At 33.3% G+C, this 21,501-nt stretch carries 25 protein-coding genes; 17 read left to right on the top strand and 8 right to left on the bottom strand.

The annotated features are described in order from the left end of the window. Positions 1-2: 2 nt before the first annotated feature. The 5 genes from J7E44_RS21865 to J7E44_RS21885 form a co-directional block, all read right to left on the bottom strand. Positions 3-770: an OmpA family protein gene (locus tag J7E44_RS21865; RefSeq protein ID WP_214833737.1), complete on the bottom strand. Its 768-nt coding sequence runs from the start codon at positions 768-770 to the stop codon at positions 3-5. Positions 771-927: 157 nt separating this feature from the next. After that, on the bottom strand, positions 928-2,625 hold the full coding sequence (gene lysS / locus J7E44_RS21870; protein WP_214833740.1) for a lysine--tRNA ligase: 1,698 nt from the start codon (positions 2,623-2,625) through the stop codon (positions 928-930). A gap of 112 nt (positions 2,626-2,737) precedes the next feature. Beyond that, positions 2,738-3,667 carry a 23S rRNA (adenine(1618)-N(6))-methyltransferase RlmF gene (gene rlmF, locus J7E44_RS21875; protein ID WP_214833744.1) on the bottom strand — a complete coding sequence of 310 codons (930 nt, stop codon included), beginning with the start codon at positions 3,665-3,667 and terminating at the stop codon, positions 2,738-2,740. 3 nt (positions 3,668-3,670) lie between these two features. Further along, the gene (locus J7E44_RS21880; protein WP_214833747.1) at positions 3,671-4,045 is read right to left on the bottom strand and encodes a c-type cytochrome; all 375 of its coding nucleotides are present in this window, start codon (positions 4,043-4,045) and stop codon (positions 3,671-3,673) included. After that, positions 4,045-4,263, bottom strand: coding sequence for a hypothetical protein (locus J7E44_RS21885; protein WP_214833750.1), 219 nt, complete (start codon positions 4,261-4,263; stop codon positions 4,045-4,047). The genes J7E44_RS21880 and J7E44_RS21885 overlap by 1 nt, the downstream gene beginning before the upstream one ends. Before the next feature lie 250 nt (positions 4,264-4,513). Between J7E44_RS21885 and J7E44_RS21890 the strand changes: the two genes are divergently transcribed. The 15 genes from J7E44_RS21890 to J7E44_RS21960 all read left to right on the top strand — a co-directional run bounded on the left by J7E44_RS21890 (position 4,514) and on the right by J7E44_RS21960 (position 17,627). After that, positions 4,514-5,047 carry a hypothetical protein gene (locus J7E44_RS21890; RefSeq protein WP_251040653.1) on the top strand — a complete coding sequence of 178 codons (534 nt, stop codon included), beginning with the start codon at positions 4,514-4,516 and terminating at the stop codon, positions 5,045-5,047. Between the two features lie 262 nt (positions 5,048-5,309). After that, complete coding sequence (locus J7E44_RS21895) at positions 5,310-6,731, top strand: anthranilate synthase component I family protein (RefSeq protein WP_214833756.1); 1,422 nt, start codon at positions 5,310-5,312, stop codon at positions 6,729-6,731. Positions 6,732-6,780: 49 nt separating this feature from the next. Continuing rightward, a complete protein-coding gene (locus J7E44_RS21900) occupies positions 6,781-7,395 on the top strand; it encodes an anthranilate synthase component II (RefSeq protein ID WP_251040654.1) in 615 nt (204 codons plus the stop codon). A gap of 38 nt (positions 7,396-7,433) precedes the next feature. Further along, positions 7,434-8,420 carry an anthranilate phosphoribosyltransferase gene (gene trpD / locus J7E44_RS21905; RefSeq protein WP_214833759.1) on the top strand — a complete coding sequence of 329 codons (987 nt, stop codon included), beginning with the start codon at positions 7,434-7,436 and terminating at the stop codon, positions 8,418-8,420. Between the two features lie 52 nt (positions 8,421-8,472). Next, complete coding sequence (trpC, locus tag J7E44_RS21910; protein ID WP_214833762.1) at positions 8,473-9,252, top strand: indole-3-glycerol phosphate synthase TrpC; 780 nt, start codon at positions 8,473-8,475, stop codon at positions 9,250-9,252. After that, a complete protein-coding gene (locus J7E44_RS21915; protein WP_214833765.1) occupies positions 9,252-9,908 on the top strand; it encodes a phosphoribosylanthranilate isomerase in 657 nt (218 codons plus the stop codon). Before trpC ends, J7E44_RS21915 begins: the two co-directional genes overlap by 1 nt. After that, positions 9,905-10,420, top strand: a complete 516-nt coding sequence (locus tag J7E44_RS21920; RefSeq protein WP_214833768.1) for a hypothetical protein — start codon at positions 9,905-9,907, stop codon at positions 10,418-10,420. Before J7E44_RS21915 ends, J7E44_RS21920 begins: the two co-directional genes overlap by 4 nt. Before the next feature lie 167 nt (positions 10,421-10,587). Next, positions 10,588-11,766 (top strand): tryptophan synthase subunit beta, encoded by a 1,179-nt coding sequence (gene trpB, locus J7E44_RS21925; protein WP_214833771.1) that lies wholly within the window; start codon positions 10,588-10,590, stop codon positions 11,764-11,766. A 133-nt stretch (positions 11,767-11,899) separates the two neighbouring features. Beyond that, the gene (trpA, locus tag J7E44_RS21930) at positions 11,900-12,634 is read left to right on the top strand and encodes a tryptophan synthase subunit alpha (RefSeq protein ID WP_214833774.1); all 735 of its coding nucleotides are present in this window, start codon (positions 11,900-11,902) and stop codon (positions 12,632-12,634) included. 44 nt (positions 12,635-12,678) lie between these two features. After that, positions 12,679-13,407 carry a lipoyl(octanoyl) transferase LipB gene (gene lipB / locus J7E44_RS21935; protein WP_214833777.1) on the top strand — a complete coding sequence of 243 codons (729 nt, stop codon included), beginning with the start codon at positions 12,679-12,681 and terminating at the stop codon, positions 13,405-13,407. A 15-nt stretch (positions 13,408-13,422) separates the two neighbouring features. Next, complete coding sequence (locus tag J7E44_RS21940) at positions 13,423-13,794, top strand: hypothetical protein (RefSeq protein WP_214833779.1); 372 nt, start codon at positions 13,423-13,425, stop codon at positions 13,792-13,794. A 209-nt stretch (positions 13,795-14,003) separates the two neighbouring features. Continuing rightward, positions 14,004-14,828: a hypothetical protein gene (locus tag J7E44_RS21945; protein ID WP_251040655.1), complete on the top strand. Its 825-nt coding sequence runs from the start codon at positions 14,004-14,006 to the stop codon at positions 14,826-14,828. 103 nt (positions 14,829-14,931) lie between these two features. Further along, positions 14,932-15,969, top strand: coding sequence for a serine hydrolase domain-containing protein (locus J7E44_RS21950; protein WP_214833782.1), 1,038 nt, complete (start codon positions 14,932-14,934; stop codon positions 15,967-15,969). Positions 15,970-16,275: 306 nt separating this feature from the next. Continuing rightward, positions 16,276-17,238 carry a protein-glutamine glutaminase gene (locus J7E44_RS21955; RefSeq protein WP_214833785.1) on the top strand — a complete coding sequence of 321 codons (963 nt, stop codon included), beginning with the start codon at positions 16,276-16,278 and terminating at the stop codon, positions 17,236-17,238. Between the two features lie 80 nt (positions 17,239-17,318). Next, positions 17,319-17,627, top strand: coding sequence for a hypothetical protein (locus J7E44_RS21960; RefSeq protein ID WP_214833788.1), 309 nt, complete (start codon positions 17,319-17,321; stop codon positions 17,625-17,627). A 23-nt stretch (positions 17,628-17,650) separates the two neighbouring features. Here the strand turns inward: J7E44_RS21960 and J7E44_RS21965 are convergent, their stop codons facing one another. Then, the gene (locus J7E44_RS21965) at positions 17,651-18,403 is read right to left on the bottom strand and encodes an SDR family oxidoreductase (protein WP_214833790.1); all 753 of its coding nucleotides are present in this window, start codon (positions 18,401-18,403) and stop codon (positions 17,651-17,653) included. 209 nt (positions 18,404-18,612) lie between these two features. Here J7E44_RS21965 and J7E44_RS21970 point away from each other — a divergent pair, with 209 nt between their 5' ends. Further along, the gene (locus J7E44_RS21970) at positions 18,613-19,245 is read left to right on the top strand and encodes an NAD(P)H-dependent oxidoreductase (RefSeq protein ID WP_214833793.1); all 633 of its coding nucleotides are present in this window, start codon (positions 18,613-18,615) and stop codon (positions 19,243-19,245) included. A 34-nt stretch (positions 19,246-19,279) separates the two neighbouring features. Then, a complete protein-coding gene (locus J7E44_RS21975; RefSeq protein WP_214833796.1) occupies positions 19,280-19,714 on the top strand; it encodes a MarR family winged helix-turn-helix transcriptional regulator in 435 nt (144 codons plus the stop codon). A 35-nt stretch (positions 19,715-19,749) separates the two neighbouring features. Here J7E44_RS21975 and J7E44_RS21980 read toward each other — a convergent pair whose 3' ends face one another. Further along, positions 19,750-20,367 (bottom strand): peptide deformylase, encoded by a 618-nt coding sequence (locus J7E44_RS21980; RefSeq protein WP_214833799.1) that lies wholly within the window; start codon positions 20,365-20,367, stop codon positions 19,750-19,752. 188 nt (positions 20,368-20,555) lie between these two features. Next, positions 20,556-21,428, bottom strand: a complete 873-nt coding sequence (locus tag J7E44_RS21985; RefSeq protein ID WP_214833802.1) for a ChaN family lipoprotein — start codon at positions 21,426-21,428, stop codon at positions 20,556-20,558. Positions 21,429-21,501 lie beyond the last annotated feature (73 nt).

Genomic DNA, 21,501 nt, shown 5'->3' on the forward strand with positions numbered 1-21,501 from the left:
AATTATTTTTTAAGCAAAACGATTACAACTCTCCTATTCTTGGTTCTGTCAACTTCCGTTTGCTCGGGATAAACGACTGGATCAAGATGCCCTTGTCCACTTGCTTTTATCCGACTGGATTCTATTCCTTGCTTTTGAAGAAATTCTTTTATAGCGCTGGCTCTTGTATACGAAAGATTAAAAGTATTCAAATCAAGATCTTCACCATCAAAATTATCATAGTCACAACAAATATGTCCTTGCAATTCAACCTCCATTGCTGGATTATCCCTCAATATCTTAAATAATTGGAAAAGTGTTTCGTTACCTGAGGAAAGCCAGATATGTCTGCCTCCTATAAAATTGACATTGGGAAGCGAATAAGTATTCTGAACCTTCATTTCAGAAACTTTCAAGCCCAAAAAACTTGGGAAAGTTTTGCCTGAAATCTTTTCTCCTTCAGCAAATTCTCTATCAATAAAAATATCTACTCTTCTATTCTTTCCACGCAACTCTTCTGAACTGTTATCATTAATCTGTTTTTCTTCACCCAGACCGACAATATTTTCCAATTTTATGTTATCCGTAATTTTCGTTTTTAGATATTTACTAACTGTATTGGCTCGATTTTCAGATAATATCCTATTATAATTGATACTTCCTACAGAATCACAGTTTCCAAAAATCCTGAATTTTAAATTATTCTTTAGCTGAGCCAAACTATCTAATTTCTTTTCAGATTGTTTATCAAGCTCATACGAACCGTGAGCAAAATATATAGATTGGATCATTTGGGAATGAATTTCAACACATAAAAACAAAAAAAATAAAACAAAGAGTTTCATCGAAATTGAGTTTTCTAAATAACGTGAAATATCAACTTATAGTTTATAGCACAAAAAAAATCCTGAAGCATTGTTCAGGATTTAATATATTATTGTAAAGTTTTTAAACCAGTTTCATCAGAACCTGATCCTCAATCTTCTCTACTTTTACTAAATTATTTTTGGTTAAAGTCTTAGATGCTTTATCCCATTTTTTTCCAGATAGCTGGCTTCTTTCTTTAACTTCAGCTAAAGAGAATGGTTCCTCCTGAGAGTTTAAGATCTCAAGGATCACCTTTTCATCTTCACCTAATTCAATTTGAGGAACTGTTTTTTCCGGTCTCATCTGAGGGAAGAATAATACTTCCTGAATTGATGCATTATCCGTTAAGAACATGATCAATCTGTCCATCCCAATTCCTAATCCTGAAGTTGGCGGCATACCGTATTCCAAAGCTCTTAAGAAGTCCTGGTCGATAAACATCGCTTCATCGTCACCTCTTTCTGATAAAGTCATTTGTGCTTCGAAACGTTCTCTCTGATCGATTGGGTCATTTAACTCAGAATATGCGTTCGCAATTTCTTTTCCACAAACCATTAGTTCAAAACGCTCCGTTAAGCCTTCCTTGCTTCTGTGTTTCTTCGTTAATGGAGACATTTCAATAGGATAATCTGTAATGAAAGTTGGCTGAATAAAGTTTCCTTCACACTTCTCACCAAAGATCTCATCAATTAATTTTCCTTTACCCATTGTTTCATTTACATCGATTCCGATAGATTTAGCAAAAACAAACAATTCCTGCTCAGTCTTTCCTGTAATATCAAAACCTGTATATTTTTGGATCGCTTCGGTCATAGAAACTCTTGGATAAGGAGCTTTCCAATTAATGGTATGTTCTCCAAAAGTAGATTCTGCATTTCCGTTCACCTGACCAGCACAGAATTCCAATAATTTCTCTGTGAAATCCATCATCCAGTTATAATCTTTGTAGGCTACATAGATTTCCATCGCTGTAAACTCTGGATTATGTGTTCTGTCCATCCCTTCATTTCTGAAGTTTTTAGAAAACTCATATACCCCATCAAATCCACCCACGATCAATCTTTTAAGATATAGTTCGTTGGCAATTCTTAAATATAAAGGAATATCTAAGGCATTGTGATGCGTAATAAAAGGCTTTGCAGCAGCTCCTCCCGGAATCGACTGAAGAATAGGTGTTTCCACTTCAAAGTATCCAGCATCATTAAAGAAAGTCCTCATGGCATTGAACAGTTTTGTTCTCTTTACAAAGATCTCTTTAATATGAGGATTTACTGTTAAATCTACATAACGTTGTCTGTATCTTAATTCAGGGTCGTTAAACGCATCATGTATTACGCCATTCTCATCCGTCTTCGCTTGTGGAAGAGGACGTAGAGATTTAGTAAGAAGCGTAAAGTTCTTTACCAATACCGTCTTCTCTCCTACCTGCGTGGTAAAAAGATCACCTTCAATACCGATAATATCTCCGATATCTAAAAGATGCTTATAAACTTCATTATATAAGGTTTTATCTTCTCCCGTACAAATTTCATCTCTGTTGAAATACACCTGAATTTTACCTGTAGAATCCTGCAATTCAGCAAAAGAAGCCTTCCCTTGAATTCTTCGGGACATCAATCTGCCAGCAATCTTCACCTGTTTACTTTCAGAAAAATCCTGTTTTATAGATTCTGTTGTATCTGTAATTTTGTATTCTTCTGCAGGGAACGCATTGATTCCCATTTCAACAAGCTTATTAAGCTTTTCTCTTCTAATGATTTCTTGTTCTGATAATTGCATTTCTTATTTTTCTAAAAGCCTACAAATTTAGGCATTTTTGAGTTGACTGTCAATGACTTTTACCAGAAATATAATTTATTTCTGTAAAAATGCAGTTAAAGAGAAAGCTATTTTACAAGAACCAATCTTTTCGGTCCTGTTGAGGAATAAACGTCCAAGCCAGTATTCTACTTATCTTTTGTCCCTGAGCCATATCAACGGTTTTAAAATCTGCTACTTTGACTTTTTTTAAGAGTCTGGTTAGCTTATGTAAATTATCCTTTTTAGAAACTAAACAGGTAAACCAGAGGATTTGAGACCCGTATAATGCACTTTCATTGATCATATTTGTAATGAAAGCCAGTTCACCACCTTCGCACCACAATTCTGATTGTTGTCCACCAAAATTAAGCAAGGGTTTCTGCACTTTTGACCTGTTAAGATTTTTAGTTTTCCTGACATTTCCTTTTAGTGCAGATTCTTCTGAATCATGAAAAGGAGGATTACACATCGAAAATGTAAACCGATCTCCAACACCAATAATGTTCTTGAATATATTATTGGGTTTCAACTGTTGTTTTAATTGAATAGCAAATGACAAATCGGGATTATGGTCTAAAATACGTTGGGCATTTTCCAAAGAATCTTTATTGATATCTGTACCCAACATTTTCCATCCATAAGATCTATGGGCAATTAAGGGATAAACTAAGTTTGCCCCCACTCCCACATCTAAACCAGATATCGAAATTCCGCTTGGAATTTCACTTTGCTGTTCGGATAATAAATCTGCAATATAATGTACATAATCAGCTCGTCCTGGAATGGGTGGACATAGATTAACCTCAGGAATGTCCCAATTCTTAATATTATAAAAGTGCAGCAATAAAGCTTTATTAAGCAGTTTAACCGCCTTTGGAAGGCTGAAATTAATGGTTACCGTTTGATAAGCATTAATGAAAACATACTGTTTCAGTTCTGGCACACAAGAAATAAGTTGATCAAAATCATAGGGATTGCGATGTAAATTTCTTGTGTGCAGACTGGATTTTTCAGTAGTCATATTTTATTTTTTCTGACTTAAAATATATTCTACCATTTTTTTAGCATCTTCTTTAGATACCTGAGGATGGGGCTGCATGGGTACACTTCCCCAAGCTCCACTTCCGCCTTCTATAATTTTGGAAGCCAGCATTTCAATATCTTTTTCAGAATACTTATCTGCTATTTCCTGATAAGAAGGTCCTATCATTCTTTCATTTACCGTATGACACCCTGTACAATCTAATGTTTCAATAATCTGACTTCCCGAAAGATTAGTTTTTGCAGGTTCCGAAACAACAGATGTTTCTGAAGAGGAAGCGTCAACAGGTGTATTTTCTTTTTTGGAACAGGAAAGAATTAAAAATCCAATGCATCCTGTCAAAAATAATTTCTTCATTATTTTTTCGCAGTAGAGTCTGTTTTAGCAGCTGGTGCTGGTGTTGCAGCAACAGGTGCAGCAGCGGTAGCAGGTTTAGCTTTTGTAGAATCTACAACAGTCGTTGCTTCAGGTTCTTCAAGCATTGTGTTGCTGTCTTGTAATGAATGATCTGGGGCTTTTTTGCAGTTTACAACTAATAAACCTCCGATAAATGCAAGTGCTAATACTTTTTTCATTATTTTTTCTATAAAATTTAAGCAAAAGTATAAAAAATAAATTTTTAAACTGATGATAAATATCCCTTTTAATAATAATTTATCTGGAATATAATCATTAAATGGTCGCATATTTAAATAAAAATTTTAATTTTAAACCATGATCTTTATTTCTAAAATTCTGTTTTTCACAAGCCATCATGGTTTTTATACTGTGATACTTCTTATTATTTTTTTCTGTTTTCTGTCATTTATTACTAAAAAATGGTGGATGCTGCTTCCTATTATTCCTTTATCAATTGCAAATGGGTTCGCAGGACAGTTTTTAAATGCATGGTTTTTAAATAAATACGGCATTGAAAGCACAGCAATAATCACTTCAGATGTTGAAACAAATTCTACTTTAAATGATCAGTATATCCATGATTATGAAGCCATTGTAAAGAAACAGGATGGAAAATATGTGACTACGAATTTTTCAACCACCTCAGCATCCATATACCCTATTGAAAATGCCATTCGTATCCCACAAGTAAACAAGACTTTTCCTGTAAAATACATTCCGGGTTATGAGAAAAATATAGTCATTCTTTACAATGAATCTGAGGAAGGTAAAAACTTACGTCAATATGAAATGCAGGCTCCCATTAATACTGCAAAAATTAAATATGAAGCAGATCCGACCAATAAGGAATTTATACAAGAATACATTTCCACTTTAGAGGCTTATTTACAGGTATATAACGATGAAAATTACAGCATAAAATTAGAAGAATTGAAGAATAATTTAAAACAATTGAAATAGTTAATTTTATCTTAAGTTTTTTTAATTTTCATTTTTTTTAGTTTTTGATAATAAAAAATTATCTACATTTGTGCCATGTTTAATACGAGCAATAATTTTTGGTGGTGGCATTCAAACTCTTCGTCGGGTCTGAAGTTGTTATCATGTTGCTAACTGTTAAGCTACGCTTACAGAAAATAAGATAAAACAAAATACAAAGACTTTGACGGATTCCGTTGAAGTCTTTTTTTTATTATTTAATCTCAACAAAATAAAACAGCAAATGTTTAACAAAAAAATAAAAGTAAAAACAGTTTCGAAAAAAACATTGGGGGATCTCCAGACTCCAATGAATATCTATCTACAAATCAGAGATAAATTTAGAGATACCATTCTTTTGGAGAGTTCAGATTCTAAAAATATCGATAATAATTTTTCTTTTATTGCAGTAAATGCCATTGCTGGAATTGAGGTAAAGAATCTAAAAGAGTTTGAAATAAAGCTTCCCAATTCAGAACCTGTAAAACAATTCATCATCGATCATAAGATAGCAGATATTCTGCATGATTTTTCTTCAGTTTTCGACTGTGAGAAAACAGCAGATCCTATTGAAGAAACTGCACAAAATCTTTTTGGATATACCAGTTTTGAAGCAGTTCAGTTTTTTGAGAATGTCAATTTTAAAGCACAAAGTGAAGAGGTTGAAATTCCTTTAGTCAGATACAGACTATACCAATATGTCATTGCTATTAATCATTACAATGATGAGATGCATTTTATTGAAAATCAAATTGAAGGTGTTAAATCTGAACTTTATACGTTGGAAAATTTAATAAAGAACAAAAGCTCAGTAGTCTATCCTTTCGAAAAAACGGGGGCGGAAACTTCAAACATTACTGATGAAGAATATCTTGAATTGGTAAAAACAGCTCAGAGACACTGTATGCGAGGAGACGTTTTCCAATTGGTACTAAGCAGAAGGTTTGAGCAAAAATTCCTGGGTGATGAGTTCAATGTGTATCGAGCTTTAAGAAATATCAATCCTTCTCCTTATTTATTCTTTTTCGATTATGGAGACTATAAATTATTTGGATCCAGTCCCGAAAGCCAGTTAATTATTAAAGATCATAAAGCGATCATCCACCCTATTGCCGGAACATTCAAAAGAACCGGAAACTTTGATATCGATCTGCAGTCTATTGAGGAATTAAAAAATGATCCTAAAGAAAACGCAGAACATACCATGTTGGTGGATCTGGCAAGAAATGATCTTGGGAAAATGGGGAAAAATATTACCGTTACCAAATTGAAAGAAATTCAGCTTTTTTCTCACGTTATCCATATGGTAAGTGAAGTTACGGCGGAATTACCAAGAGATACGAATCCTTTTGAGGTTGTTTCATCCACCTTTCCACAAGGAACTCTAAGTGGTGCACCCAAGCACAAAGCTCTTCAGCTGATCAATAAATATGAAAAAGATTCCCGTGGCTATTACGGAGGTTGCATTGGAATGGTGGGACTTAATGGAACCTGTAATCAGGCAATCATGATCAGAACTTTTCTAAGTAAAAACAATACGTTATTTTATCAGGCAGGAGCAGGATTAGTAGCCAAATCAAACCCTGAAAGTGAATTACAGGAAGTTAATAATAAACTAAATGCATTAAAAAAGGCAGTAGAAAAAGCTGACAAACTAAATTATTAGTTGTTTGTACTTTAATATTAAAATTTTGTACAATAAATGCTAACCAATAATGATAAATAAAGAGATGAATAAAAATATAGAAGGTCAATCAACAGCTAAAGTTTTAGTTTTTGATAATTATGATAGTTTTACCTATAATCTTGTACAGATTATTGAAAAAATTCTAAATCAGAAAGTAGATGTCTTCAGAAACGATGAAATCAGTTTAGAAGATATTGACAAATATGATAAAATCATTCTATCACCCGGTCCGGGAATTCCTGAAGAATCAGGGATTTTATTGGATTTAATCAGAAAATATGCCTCCACAAAAAGTATTCTGGGAGTTTGCCTTGGGCAGCAAGCTATTGCCGAGGCTTTTGGTGGAAAGCTAATTAATCTTTCTGAAATTTTTCATGGCGTAGCCACGACAGCTGAACTGACAAAAGATAAAACAAAACTCTTTCAAAATTTATCTTCAGGACTTGAGGTAGGAAGATATCACAGTTGGGCTGTAGATCCCGATCAATTTCCTGAAGAACTGGAAATAACAGCTGTTGATAAAGATGGAATGATTATGGCCTTGCAGCATAAAACCTATGATGTACATGGTGTACAGTTTCATCCTGAAAGTATTTTAACTCCTGATGGAGAAGTAATCATTAAAAACTTCCTTTTACATTGAAAACATTAGAAAGCGCCTCAACCATAAAAACACCACAAATGAAAGAAATTTTGCAATATTTGTTTAATCATCATACCTTATCAAAATCTGAAGCTAAGGCTATCATGATTGAAATTGCTCAAAATAAGTTTAACACAACGGAGGTCACTGCCTTTATTAGTGTTTTCCTTATGCGTAATATTACGTTGAGAGAATTGGAAGGCTTTAGAGAAGCATTGTTACAAATGGCTGTTCCTGTAAATATAGATGCCAGTGATGCTATAGATATTGTTGGAACCGGAGGTGATGGGAAAAACACTATTAATATTTCAACATTGGCAAGTTTTGTTATTGCCGGAGCCGGGCAAAAAGTAACTAAACATGGAAATTATGGAGCTTCAGCAGTTACAGGTTCTTCCAATGTTTTAGAAGAGCTCGGTTATCAAATGAATAATGACTCTGAAAAGCTAAGCCGTGATCTTGAAAAAGCCAATATCTGCTTTTTACATGCTCCCTACTTTCATCCTGCCCTTCAATCTGTTGGTGCATTACGAAAATCGCTAGGGTTAAGAACATTTTTTAATTTATTAGGTCCGTTGGTAAATCCTGCTAAACCAAAATTTTCCGTGATCGGAGTTTATAATCTGGAGATTGCAAGGATTTATCAATATCTATTACAAAAAGATTCCCAGGAGTTTATTCTTGTTCATGGTCTGGATGGTTATGATGAAATAAGCTTAACCCATGACAGTAAAATTATTACCAAAAAAGGTGAGAATATTTATTCAGCGGAAGATCTTGGATTTGATCCGGTAACTCCAGAAAGCATACAGGCAGGTAAAACAATTCAGGAAGCGGCAACTATTTTCAGAAACATTTTAGAAGGTAAGGGAACAGAATCACAAAACTCTGTGGTTTTGGCAAATGCTTCCATTGCGCTTTATCATACCGAAAAATTCGGGAGTTATGATGATTGCCTTTTATTGGCTCAGGAAAGTTTACAAAGTGGTAGAGCTTTGAGAAGTATGGAACTATTACTGGAATAATAACAATGGATAAGATTTGATTGAAATAAAAGCATAAAAAAACACACATTAAATGACCATATTAGATAAAATTATATCGAAAAAAAAGGAAGAGGTTGCTTTTTCAAAGGCAAGTATTTCCATTGAAGAATTAAAAGATTCTGTTTTTTTTGGAAGACAAACCAAATCTTTAAAAACGTCGCTAAAAGAAAAAAGCGGAATTATTGCCGAATTTAAAAGACAGTCACCATCAAAAGGAATTATCAACAACAAGGTTTCTCCTTTAGAGGTTGTTTCTGCGTATGAAAATTTTGGAGCAAGCGGAATTTCTATTCTGACAGATAGCGATTTTTTTGGGGGGAGTTTTGAAGATATCCTTAGTGTTCGGGATCATATTGCAGTTCCTATTCTTAGAAAAGACTTTATGATCGACGAATACCAGTTCTATGAAGCGAAAAATATGGGTGCTGATGTAATCCTATTAATTGCTGCTTGTCTTTCTCCTGCGCAGGTTTTGGAATTCACAGATTTATCTCATAAGCTCGGATTGGAGGTTCTACTGGAAATCCATACTGAAGAAGAACTGAAGCACTACCACTCTGCCATTGATTTGGTGGGAGTAAATAACAGGAATTTAAAAGATTTTAAAGTTGACCTACAACATTCTGTTAAATTGAAAAATCAGCTACCAAAGGAAGTCTTATCTGTTGCAGAAAGTGGAATTTATCATATTGAAGATTTTCATTATTTGAAAGAAAAGGGTTTTGATGGATTTTTGATGGGTGAATATTTTATGAAGAATGAAAATCCTGCGAAGGCATTTGAGGAATTTATCGATAATGTAGCTGTATAATGACAGACAACAACTTACATATAAAAGTTTGCGGTTTATCAGAACTCGATCAAATTCACGAATTAATTTCTATGAATATTGACTTCCTTGGATTTATATTCTATAAAAAATCACCCAGATATGCACTTAATCGTTTAAGTTTAAAAGATATTTCGAAAATTATTCATGAGGGAAAAGTAGGTGTTTTTGTAAATGCGGAACCAGATATTATATTAGAAATTGCGAAACAGGCTGATCTGAATTTCATTCAGCTTCATGGTGACGAAAGCCTGCATTATATTTCGGAATTAAGAAAAAAGCTAAACCCTGCTACTAAGATTATAAAAGTATTTAGAATAGCCAACACAATAGAAGAGCTGAAGTCTACAATTAAACATTTACAATTCGATGTGGACTACATTTTGTTTGATACAGACAGTCAGTCATTTGGAGGAACAGGAAAGCAATTTGACTGGTCATTATTGAATGAATTGGAAATAAAAATCCCCTATTTCTTAAGTGGAGGGATCTCAGAAGAAAATATTGATAACGTAAAAATCCTGAATCAAAGGCCTTTTGCTCTGGATATCAATTCAAAATTTGAGATCACACCAGGAATTAAGGATTTGGAAAAAGTACGTTTATTTAAGTCTAACCTATTAAACTCAAACCTATGAATATAAAATCATTAAAAAAACAGTTTTATCAGGTATTGTTTCCACCAAGGTTTGATAATAAAAATGTAAAAAAACTTTATCAATTTATATCCGAAAATGATAGTACAACGGACTTCTGGGAAATGGGAGGTTTATTATCCCAATTTATTGATATCATTAAAGATTTTGATGAACTGGACATTCAATATTTTTTTAAAACCATTCATTTATGGGATGGATATCATCTGGTGATGATCGCAGACAAACTTATGGAAAACACGGTTAGAACCAATGTTAACTATGATTTGGGGAAAATATACTTTAAGATCTTCCTATCATATGAAAAATTAGACTCTTATTATTTACTGGACAATCTGGAACTGATATTTAAAATGTATCACTCAAAACTTGATATGGAAACTTTAATCAGTATAGCGAGTAAAATAAAATTTTTATATATGAACAAGCAGATCACCAGACAACAGTTTGATCATAATCTGTCATTTATCAATAATGTAAACAATGATTTATAATATTAAAAAGACAGAATAGCTGGCAGACTTTAAAATAAAAAGACCCATAGAGCTTTGGGAAAAGAAAATGATATCTCAATTATTCACTTATCTGAAGAAAATAAAAACCTGCTCAAACAGCTTGATTCAACGGATCCCGATTATTTAATACAATAACAATAAAGAAAATGAATTATAAAAACCCGGATAAGAATGGATATTATGGAGAATTCGGAGGGGCTTTCATTCCTGAAATGCTTTACCCCAATGTAGAAGAGCTCCAAAAAAACTATCTTGAAATCATCGAATCTGAAGAATTTCAGAAAGAATATCAGGATTTACTAAAAAACTATGTAGGACGAGCTACTCCACTTTATTTTGCGAAGAATTTAAGTAATAAATACAATACGAACATTTATTTAAAAAGAGAAGATCTCAATCACACAGGAGCACACAAAATCAACAATGCACTTGGTCAGGTACTATTGGCAAAACGTCTTGGAAAAACCAGGATCATTGCTGAAACCGGTGCTGGACAACATGGTGTTGCCACAGCTACAGCCTGTGCTTTGCTTGGGTTGGAATGCATCGTTTATATGGGTGAAGTAGATATTCAAAGACAGGCTCCCAATGTAGCAAGAATGAAAATGTTGGGTGCAGAAGTGATTCCTGCAACTTCAGGATCAAAGACATTAAAAGATGCCGTTAATGAAGCCTTAAGGGATTGGATCAACCACCCGGTAACCACCCACTATGTGATTGGAAGTGTGGTAGGACCGCATCCTTTTCCTGATCTTGTTGCCAGATTTCAAAGTATTATTTCAAAAGAGATCAGGGAACAGCTTAAGGAACAGATCGGAAGAGAGAACCCTGATTATGTCATCGCCTGTGTGGGTGGTGGAAGCAATGCCGCAGGAACTTTCTATCATTTTGTAGAAGAAGAAAGTGTAAAAATTATTGCCGCAGAAGCAGGTGGTTTCGGCGTAGAATCAGGGAAATCAGCTGCTACTACTTTTCTTGGAACTTTAGGTGTTTTACACGGCAGTAAAAGTCTTGTTATGCAGACGAATGACGGGCAGGTAATTGAGCCCCACTCTATTTCTGCAGGTTTAGATTATCCGGGAATCGGACCGTTTCATGCTCATTTATTTAAAGAAAAGCGTGCTGAATTTTTCAGCATCAATGATGATGAAGCCTTAAAATGTGCTTTTGAACTGACCAAACTAGAGGGTATCATTCCTGCATTGGAAAGCTCTCACGCTCTGGCAGTTTTAGATAAAAAGAAATTCAATGAAAATGATATTGTTGTCATCTGTTTAAGCGGACGTGGTGACAAGGATATGGAAACGTACTTAGCTAATCTTTAATCTGTAAAAAGTATTTATGTAAAATGATTTTGAAAGTTGCCAAAGAAAATCATGCTTCTTTAATTTAAGATGATAATTCACTGGAGATATCATCAATATATTATACATGAATACATCAATACAATTTAACTCTATGAAAAAACTCAACATATACTTCACGGCGGGGATTCCACAACTGGAAGATACTGCTGATATTATAAAATTAATACAGGATTCCGGAGCGGATATGATGGAAATCGGAATGCCTTATTCTGATCCTGTCGCTGATGGGCCAGTTATTCAGAAAGCCCATGAACTGGCACTGGAAAATGGCATGACGATTGAAAAACTACTTTCACAACTGAAATCCATTAAAAATGAGATCAAAATTCCGATTATTTTAATGGGTTACATTAATCCTGTTTTAAGTTTTGGTTTCGAAAATTTCTGCAAAGAATGTTCGGAAAGTGGAGTTTCAGGCTTAATTATTCCCGACCTTCCTCCTATTGAATTCGAGAAAAACTATCAGCAAATCCTTAAGAAGTATGATCTCAATTTTACATTTTTAATCACCCCTGAAACTTCGGATGAAAGGATTTTATATTTAGATTCTCTAAGTTCAGGATTTTTATATGCTGTAAGTTCCTCATCTACAACAGGAAATAAAAATGCTGTTTTGAAAAATGAAGACTATCTTTCCAGGATAGCCTCTCTTCCGCTTAAAAATCCGGTGATGATTGGCTTTGGAATAAAATCTAAAGAAGATTTTGAAAACGTAACCGAAAAAGCGGATGGTGGAATTATAGGAACTGCTTTCGTGAATATATTACTGCAAAATAAAGATTGGAAGATCAATGCCATAGATTTTATAAATTCAATAAAGAATTAAAAATCACTAAATTTGTATATCGAAAAATGGTATGATATCAACATATGAATACAAATCAAAATAAAGTAGTAGACTTTGAAGATTTAGGCATCAAGGATTATCAGTCCTCATGGGATTATCAGGAAAAACTGATGAAGGATATTATTGACACCAAAATAAAAAATCGTGACCTACCTGCTGAACAGCATATGATCACTCCCAATCATTTACTTTTAGTAGAGCATCCTCATGTTTATACTTTGGGAAAAAGCGGACATGAAGAAAACATGTTAGCCGGTATTGATCAATTGAAGGAGATCGATGCTACTTTTGTAAAGGTCAATCGTGGTGGAGATATTACCTATCATGGATATGGACAGGTTGTGGGTTATCCTATTTTAGATCTTGAAAACTTCTTTACGGATATCCATTTGTATATGAGGAATCTGGAAGAAGTAATTATCAGAACTATTGGAGAATATGGTCTCAAAGGAGAGCGTTCCCAAGGAGAAACAGGCGTTTGGCTGGATCCAGGGAAACCTTATGCCAGAAAGATCTGTGCAATGGGCGTAAAAGCTTCTCGTTGGGTGACCTTACATGGCTTTGCTTTAAATGTGAATACCGATATGCGATATTTTGAGTATATTATACCTTGCGGCATAAAAGATAAACAGGTTACTTCCTTAAAAAGAGAACTTGAAAGAGAGCTTTCTCCTGAAGAAATGAAGGATATCAAAACTAAGATCACAAAGCATTTTGCGGATGTTTTTGGAGCTCAGCTTACAAATAGATAGTCCTTTTCTACACCTGTGGAAAATAATCATATTGAATTAGAACCTGGAATAGAAAGTAAAATTAAAATTTCTTTTGCCGTTTTCTTTGGACTTATTATAGGTTTCATCGCTATATATGAATATTTCTATGGTGAAGAAAATGTAAAAAAACAGCTTCTGCTTATAGAAAATCATTCAACTGTTGTTGATATTTACAATAACAGAGAAGAACATAATTTTTTATACGTAAAGTATTCTAATGGAAGAAAAAAGATTTTAGAGTTTGAGTATAAAATTGGTGATTCCATTTCAAAAAGTAAAGGAGATTCCATTGAGTATATTTTCAGAAATGGAAAAATAATTAAAAATAATTTATTTGAGAGACATCGGGAAAGTGTTGGTTTCTAAAGAATGATTAATTGATTTCATTTTTGTCATTCCGTAGGAATCTAAATTTAGAATTGTATATTAAAGTCTAGATTCCTACGGAATAACAAAGTCCCATGTTTTAATTATATATTTATTATTTTACAATTAATTTCGTTGGATTCCTGTTTAAGATAATTCTAATAATATTCAAAATATTTTTATATTAGATAGGACTTTAACTATGGATAATGGATAAAAAAGCAAAAAATATATTGTTTAAAACATATTGGAAAAATGGCTGGATCGAAGACGGAGAAAGGCAAATAAGTTCCACAGATTTTGAGTATGCGAAATCAATGGGATTAATGTTTGATCCAATAACCACAACACATGATAAATGTTTAGAAGATATATTTAAAATTCTCCCAACCATTTCATTTGATAAAATTTCAAAAGCTTTTTTAAGCAGTCTTTCAACCAGACGTTTGGACTGGCGTTCGGGCTTGGCTTCATATTTTATTGCCAAACAATTAATTCCACATTCATATACTAAAGTAGTAAGTGGAGAAAGCTATGATGAAAATGGAGAAGTAAGTCATAGAAGTTACACTTGTGGTATTTGTAGGGATCTAAAGTATGGTATTATTGGTGATAAGGAATATAAAAATGAAGACCTGAATGTCCTGAATTTTGAAAGAATAAAATGGGGCGGTGTTCGACATGGAGATTTAATCTACACCCTATTTGATTTACAACAATTACAACAGGCCCAAATTCCCCAACCAACCGATGAGGATGTTTCTATTTTTAAAACCATCTTAAATACAATTGAAAATTCGCAACCTGGTGACTATCCAAGTGCGTTAGAAAAGAATTTGGCAGATGTCCTGAAATCAACAAAACCTGAAAGAAAAGTATTAATTGAAATACTGGCTTGTATAGAAATACTAAAACCAAATTCATATGATAGACCTAGCAGAGGAAAAAATGATTGGGTTTTTGTAGAATACTGGCGTGGTGAAGACCAATACAATCAGGAAGCTGTGGACAAATATTTTAAAAACTATATTTAAAAAAAGCTTGGTTTTATTTGATTAAAAAAATCTAGAAGTTTTGCTTTGGATTTACTATTTTGCAATCGATCTTACACAACTTTTAATCTAAACTTAACACCAAATGAAATCAATAGTTAAGCTCTTTTGTTATCTGCTATTATTCTTTGTCCATCCCTATTTGTATGCACAAAAAGATAATTACACAAAAAAGATTGACAGTTTAATTGAGATTAAAAGTCCCAGAAAGTTCAATGGTGTTGTTTTGATCACCAAAAATGATAAGATTAAATATTTCAAAGCATTTGGTGTTGCCAATATTAATACGGGAACTCCTTTAAAAATGGATGACCAGTTTGAAATCATGTCAAATACAAAACAAGTAACTGCCGTTTTATTATTGAAAGAAGTTGAAAAGGGAAAAGTAGATCTACAGGCTCCTATAAAAAAATATCTTCCTTCTCTAACTCAATCCTGGGCAGATTCTGTTACCGTACACCAATTATTGAATCATACCCACGGAATTGTAGATATTGAAAAACCTTTGGTTTTTAAACCGGGCAGTGACTTCAAATATGGCAACTTATCGTATATTCTTTTAGGGAAAATCATTGAAAATATGAGCCATAAAAAATATGCTGAATTGGCTAATGACCTGTTCACAGAGCTCAAAATGAAGGATACATTTTGTTATACGAAGACCAATCTACGGAAGCTTGTATCCGGGCATATGAGCAATGATACTGATTTTAAAGTTGTTGAGAATTCTTTCATTAATGATGAAAACTTACCCGCAGATGGAGTTGTTACAACAGCCAAAGACTTAGCACTGTGGAATAACCTCCTTCATAAAGGTAAAATTTTAAACCCAAAATCTTATAAATCAATGACCACTACATCGGTGATGTCGGAGCACGATGTATTTGGAAAGGGTAAAATGGGTTATGGTTATGCCATCCGAATTGTAAAAGCTCATGGAATCAATTATTTTGGACACACCGGTTTGGGAGATGGTTTTGCATCTTTAAATGTTTACATTCCTGATTCTGATGTAAGTGTCATTATATTGGAAAACCAAATGAGTGAAAAAAATGATCTCTTTTATTATTTTGAAACTTTAATCAGAGATATTGTACTACAAAGTAATTTGGTTAAGAGATAACGCAAAACAACAACCCCATTTCATTAGTGTAATTTATTATTTTATTGAACATCAAAACTTTTCCATAAATATTTTACCCTGTCAATAAAAAATGTAAAGCCATTATTACCACTTGACAAAACACTGGTTTTTAATGCATAAAATAATGCAAAAATTGTAAATAACTTGATTTTTTATAAAAATAACTTGTTTGTATTCAATTTTTTATTACTTTTATTTTCACCAAAACGTGAAGTATATCACAATAAAAATTAATAGTCAAAAAACAAATCAGAACTCATTATTAAAAACCAAATTACAATTACTATGAAAAACTTTTTTTTATCAATGATGGCCTTTGTGACCATCCTGACATTTAATGCCTGTGCCGATTCCAATGGTAATCAAGAAGCAAGCGCACAAGAAAAATCGAGTATAAACAATGCTTTTCTGAAGGATTTCGGAAAGACTGTTCCGGTAGGGATAGACGAGGAAAATGGAATGCTAAAAGTTTCATTTATTGTTACCGCACAATTCTACGAGATTAAGCCTAGTAAAGAGAATGAACAGTATATTGGTATGATCAGACAGGCCATAAAAAATGAATCTCCAATACATGTTTTCCTTAAACCTAATTCTAATGAAATAGCAAAAGTAGAATCGGTAAGCCTGGAAGACACAAGGTATTTTAAATCTATTTTAACAAAAGAAGCAAAAGGACAAGAAAGTAAATTAGCTAGTGTAATTCCAAATATGGCAACATTAAACAGTTTATTTACTCAGATTAAAAATCAGTCTTGTGGTACTTCTACTGCTTCATCACCTTGCATTACTTTCAGATATCCTGTTGATGGTTGCTATGCAAGAGCTCACAAAATGAGACAAATTCTGATCAACAATGGATACGACTGTGAAAAGCAGTTTGTATATGGAAACTTAAAAGCTTCTACAGGTACTTGTTGCGTTGGATGGAGCTATCACGTAGCTATATTGGTAAGCTATAAAAATGCTTCCGGAGTAACTGAAAAGAGAATTATTGACCCTTCATTATTTTCAAGCGGACCTGTAACAGATACTGCATGGAGAAATGCATGTATTAATACTTCTTGTGGATCGGCATCAGTTTCTTCTTACGTTAATACTGCTGGAAATGTATATTACAGAAGCCCAAGTAATTCTTATCTGTATGATAACAACTTAATCAATACCAATTGTGTACTGACTAAATTTACATCACTTTCCGGATGTTCTCCTTCACCGGCTCCAGATGTATCATCTTGTGGATTCTAATTAATACTAACAATTTAAACTGCTCCTGTCTTTATTATGCATAAATTGGCAGGAGCAGTTTTATTTAATAACACACTTTTATGAAAACATGGATCTTAATATTATTTTTATTTATGATAACATCTTGCTCTGGTAGTTCAGGTTCCCAAAACTTAACATGGTATAAAAATGCTACCATAAGTCAAATTTCTGAAGATCCGGATAAACCGGAAGATTTTCTTTGTATATCTATTGGAATCAGTCCACAGGTTTTTTATCTATCAAAAAAAGAATCTACCTATAAATCTCTTTTGGATAAATTAAATCAAAGTCTAAAGAAAGGAAAGCCATTTAGCATCGGTATTGAAAACAAAACCAACATTATTAAACAGATTAATGATGTTAAATAATTTCTAAAACCTTTATTTGTTACTTATCCTACCACTGAAATCCCAGCATCTACTTTTATTTCCGCTCCATGAATATAGGAAGCTTCTTCTGAAGCAAGGAAAAGTACGGTATTTGCAATTTCTGATGGCTCACCTTGTCTTTTAAAGGGTATAGTTGGAATAATATTCTGGACTGCTTCTTCAATCTGCTCTTTATTCAGTCCTGTGTTATTGAAGATATTGGTTTTAATATGCCCTGGGCTAACTCCATTCACTCGGATTCTTCTTTCCGTTAATTCTGTCGCAAAAGTTTTAATGAAAGACTGTACAGCAGATTTAGCAGCTGAATATATAGAGAAATTAGGCATTGAAATCTCAGTAGCTACAGAAGTATTAAAAATAACAGAACTTCCATTTTTCATTAGTGGCAGTATTTGTTGAACCGTGAAAAAAGGTCCTTTTACGAGCATATTGAAAAGCTCATCGAAATCACTTTCACTAACATTTTCAATAGGCATAAATTTTCCATAACCTGCATTGGCAAAAAGCAGATCAATGGTATTGGTGTATTTTCTCACATTAGCCTGCAGGTTCAATAAATCTTTCATATCTCCGGCATCTGAAACAATTCCAAAAGCTTTCTCACCTAATTGGTTTATCGCTTTCTCTACTGTTTCTAAACTTCTTCCTGTAATGATGGCTCTTCCACCTTCGTCAATAAACTGTTGAGCCACTGCATAGCCCATTCCATTTGTTCCGCCTGTTACTAAGGCGAATTTGTCTTTAAATCTTTGCATGATATTTTGTTTAAAATTCTACAGCAAAGATTAGAATACAGACTGTCTTTTGAAATCCGAAACTTGTGGAGTTTCATAATTATTGATTTTATCTAAAATACATTACTTAAAATTATATTGTGTGCAATTCAATTTATTTGTAACTTTGTCCCGTTATTTAATACCATAAATTAGCTATTAAATATTTTAATTAAAGAAAAAATAGAAAAATGTCGTTAATAGAAGATCTAAACTGGAGACATGCAGTAAAAGCATATGATCCGTCAAGAAAAGTATCAGAAAAAGATTTAAATACAATTTTAGAAGCAGCCAGATTGGCTCCCACTTCATCAGGATTACAGCCTTTCCGCATTGTTGTGGTAGAAAATCAGGAATTAAAAGAGAAGATGGTAAAGGGAGCATTAAATCCAGAGGTGATGAGAGATTCTTCGCATGTCCTGGTATTTGCTGCATGGGATAATTATTCCAACGAAAAAATAGATCAGGTTTATGATTACCATACCGAAGTAAGAGATTTACCAAAAGGCCGTTTCAACAGTTATACGGATAAATTAAAAGAGATCTATGGGGCTCAAACTCCGGAACAACATTTTCTTCATACTGCCCGTCAGACCTATATTTCTTTAGGTATGGCTTTAGCACAGGCTGCAGAATTAAAAATAGACAGTACACCGGCAGAAGGTTTCAGTAATGAAGTAGTAGATGAGATCCTTGGACTTAAAGAATTAGGTTTAAAAAGTGTAAGCCTTTTATACCTGGGATACAGGGATGAAGAAAAAGACTGGTTATCTTCCATGAAGAAAGTTCGTGTTCCGATGGAAGAATTCATCATTAAAAAATAATATATCCTAACTTTTCACGCTTATTTAAAAGATCATGGAAAATTCAGAAAACCTAAAACTCGAAAATCAGATTTGCTTTCCTCTATATGCTATTGCAAAGGAGATTACCGGATTATACCGTCCATTTCTTGATGAACTGGACATTACCTATCCTCAATATCTGGTGATGATGGTGCTTTGGGAGCAAGATGGTCTTCCTGTTACCCATATTGGTGAAAAGTTGCTTCTTGATAGTGGTACGTTGACACCGCTACTTAAAAGATTGGAAACGAAAGGATTTATTTCCAGAAACCGTAAAAAAGAAGATGAAAGAGTGGTACAGGTATTTTTAACGGAAAAAGGGAAAATACTGAAGGAGAATGCGTGTGGCGTTCCCGATAAGATCCTGAAAAAAATAAATGTCCAGCCCGAAGATCTATTGGAACTTAAAAATTCGATCAACAAGATTTTAAGTAAAATTGAAAAATAAAAAAACGGTTATCCAATTTGGATAACCGTTTTTGTTTATTTCTCTTTTTGAAAAGCATCCACTTTCAAATAAGAATTATTCTTTTCTTTTTCCTTTTTATCAGAAATTAAGATTCCAAAAAGGTGGTCTATTTCATGCTGGAAAATAACTGCTGTAAAACCTTCCACAATCTCTGAATACTTCTGCCCTTTCAGGTCGACATATTCTAACTGAATCACCTTGCTTCTATAAAACTGATCTCTGAATTCAGGAATAGACAAATCCCCTTCAGGTCCAAGATTCTGAAGATCAGATCTCCAAAGGATCACGGGATTAATAAAATATTCCAATGGATTGTCTTTCTTATCAAAACGTTCAACCCAGATTATTTTCCTGTTGATGCCAACCTGTGGTGCTGCAATTCCTACTCCTCCATCTGTGGCCAAAAGAGACTTCTTCATCCTACTAACTAATATAGCCGTATTCGGATCAACAGGGTCAATTTCTGCAGAAAGACTTAGTAATATTTTATGCTGATTAGAATCTGTAGTCTGATAAATTGGTAATGCCGAACTAATATCACCCTGGTTGATAATTGAAAGTTCATTCGATGTCAATTTTTGAGCATGGGCCCAACTCATGAAACAAAGTAACAGAAAAGATAGTTTTATCATTTTTAATTGTATTGATGTATTAACGTAAAATGTATTCAAGATTATCCTAATATATTATTTTTTATCAAAAAGTATACAATTTCTACGTTGACTTTCAACATCATTTTACATGAATACTTTTTACATTTTACAGATTCCCTAAAATAGTCAAATACTTGTATTATAACCAAGATATCTCAGATATTGAATTAAAAAGTCTTTGTCATATCAGCTGGGATGATCAGATTAAAGTCTGTTGGGATATATTCTTTTTCCGGAACTTTCAATTCTGGGTTCTCAGATTCAAAAACAGAGATCACTGCCATTTTAAGATTGGGATTCTTTTGTTTGATATACCAATACGTTCCACCAAATTCTTTACTGTGATAATTTCCGTTGTAATGAATAAAAGTCTTTCCCGACTGAATATTTTTCAGGATAGATTCCGCCATTGTCGCATCCTTGGTTGCCTGGGCTGAAATAAAGTTCATTACTTTTGTTCCTTCCGCATGATCACCCATCATTTTTTTCATTTCAGGATATCCAGGTGTATCCAGGGTTACTTTAATGGGCAATTGAGCAATATAAGTTTTCTCTTTTGCCGTAAGCTTATTTAAAGACTCCAACCCCTCTTTTGCAGTTTGAGAAGCATATCTTCGAGGAATATTTGTACCAATGAAATTCAGTTTTTTATCTTTTGCAAAATCAACTAACGGTTTATAGTCCGTTGCATAATTATTCCATAAACGGGCAGAATCCTTCAATGTTTTGGTATCGAATTTTCCGCTTAAATAATTATTCAACTGCTCTTGATTATCTCTTTCAAACATTTCAGCTCCTAAAGTAATCTTTCCGTTTTTCTTTTCATACAAAGCTTCTGTCAATTTCAATTGAAGCCAATGGTTGATAGAGCTATTATGATTTTCACCAAAGAAAATAACATCGTAATTAGCCAATTCTTTTACTAATTTATCTGTGTCTATTTCCTTTCCTTTTTGATCATAAAATTGATAAGCTTTAAAATTTTGGGCATTTGTAAAACCAAAACCCATCATTAATATTGCGATGAATATATTCTTCATTGTTATTCTTTTAAATTTTTAAACACTGATTAATTTTCACCATTGCTCCCGTTTTTTGTAAAACTGTGAAACA

Origin of the sequence: Chryseobacterium sp. ISL-6 (assembly GCF_018613715.1) — a bacterium.
GTDB lineage: Bacteria > Bacteroidota > Bacteroidia > Flavobacteriales > Weeksellaceae > Chryseobacterium > Chryseobacterium paludis.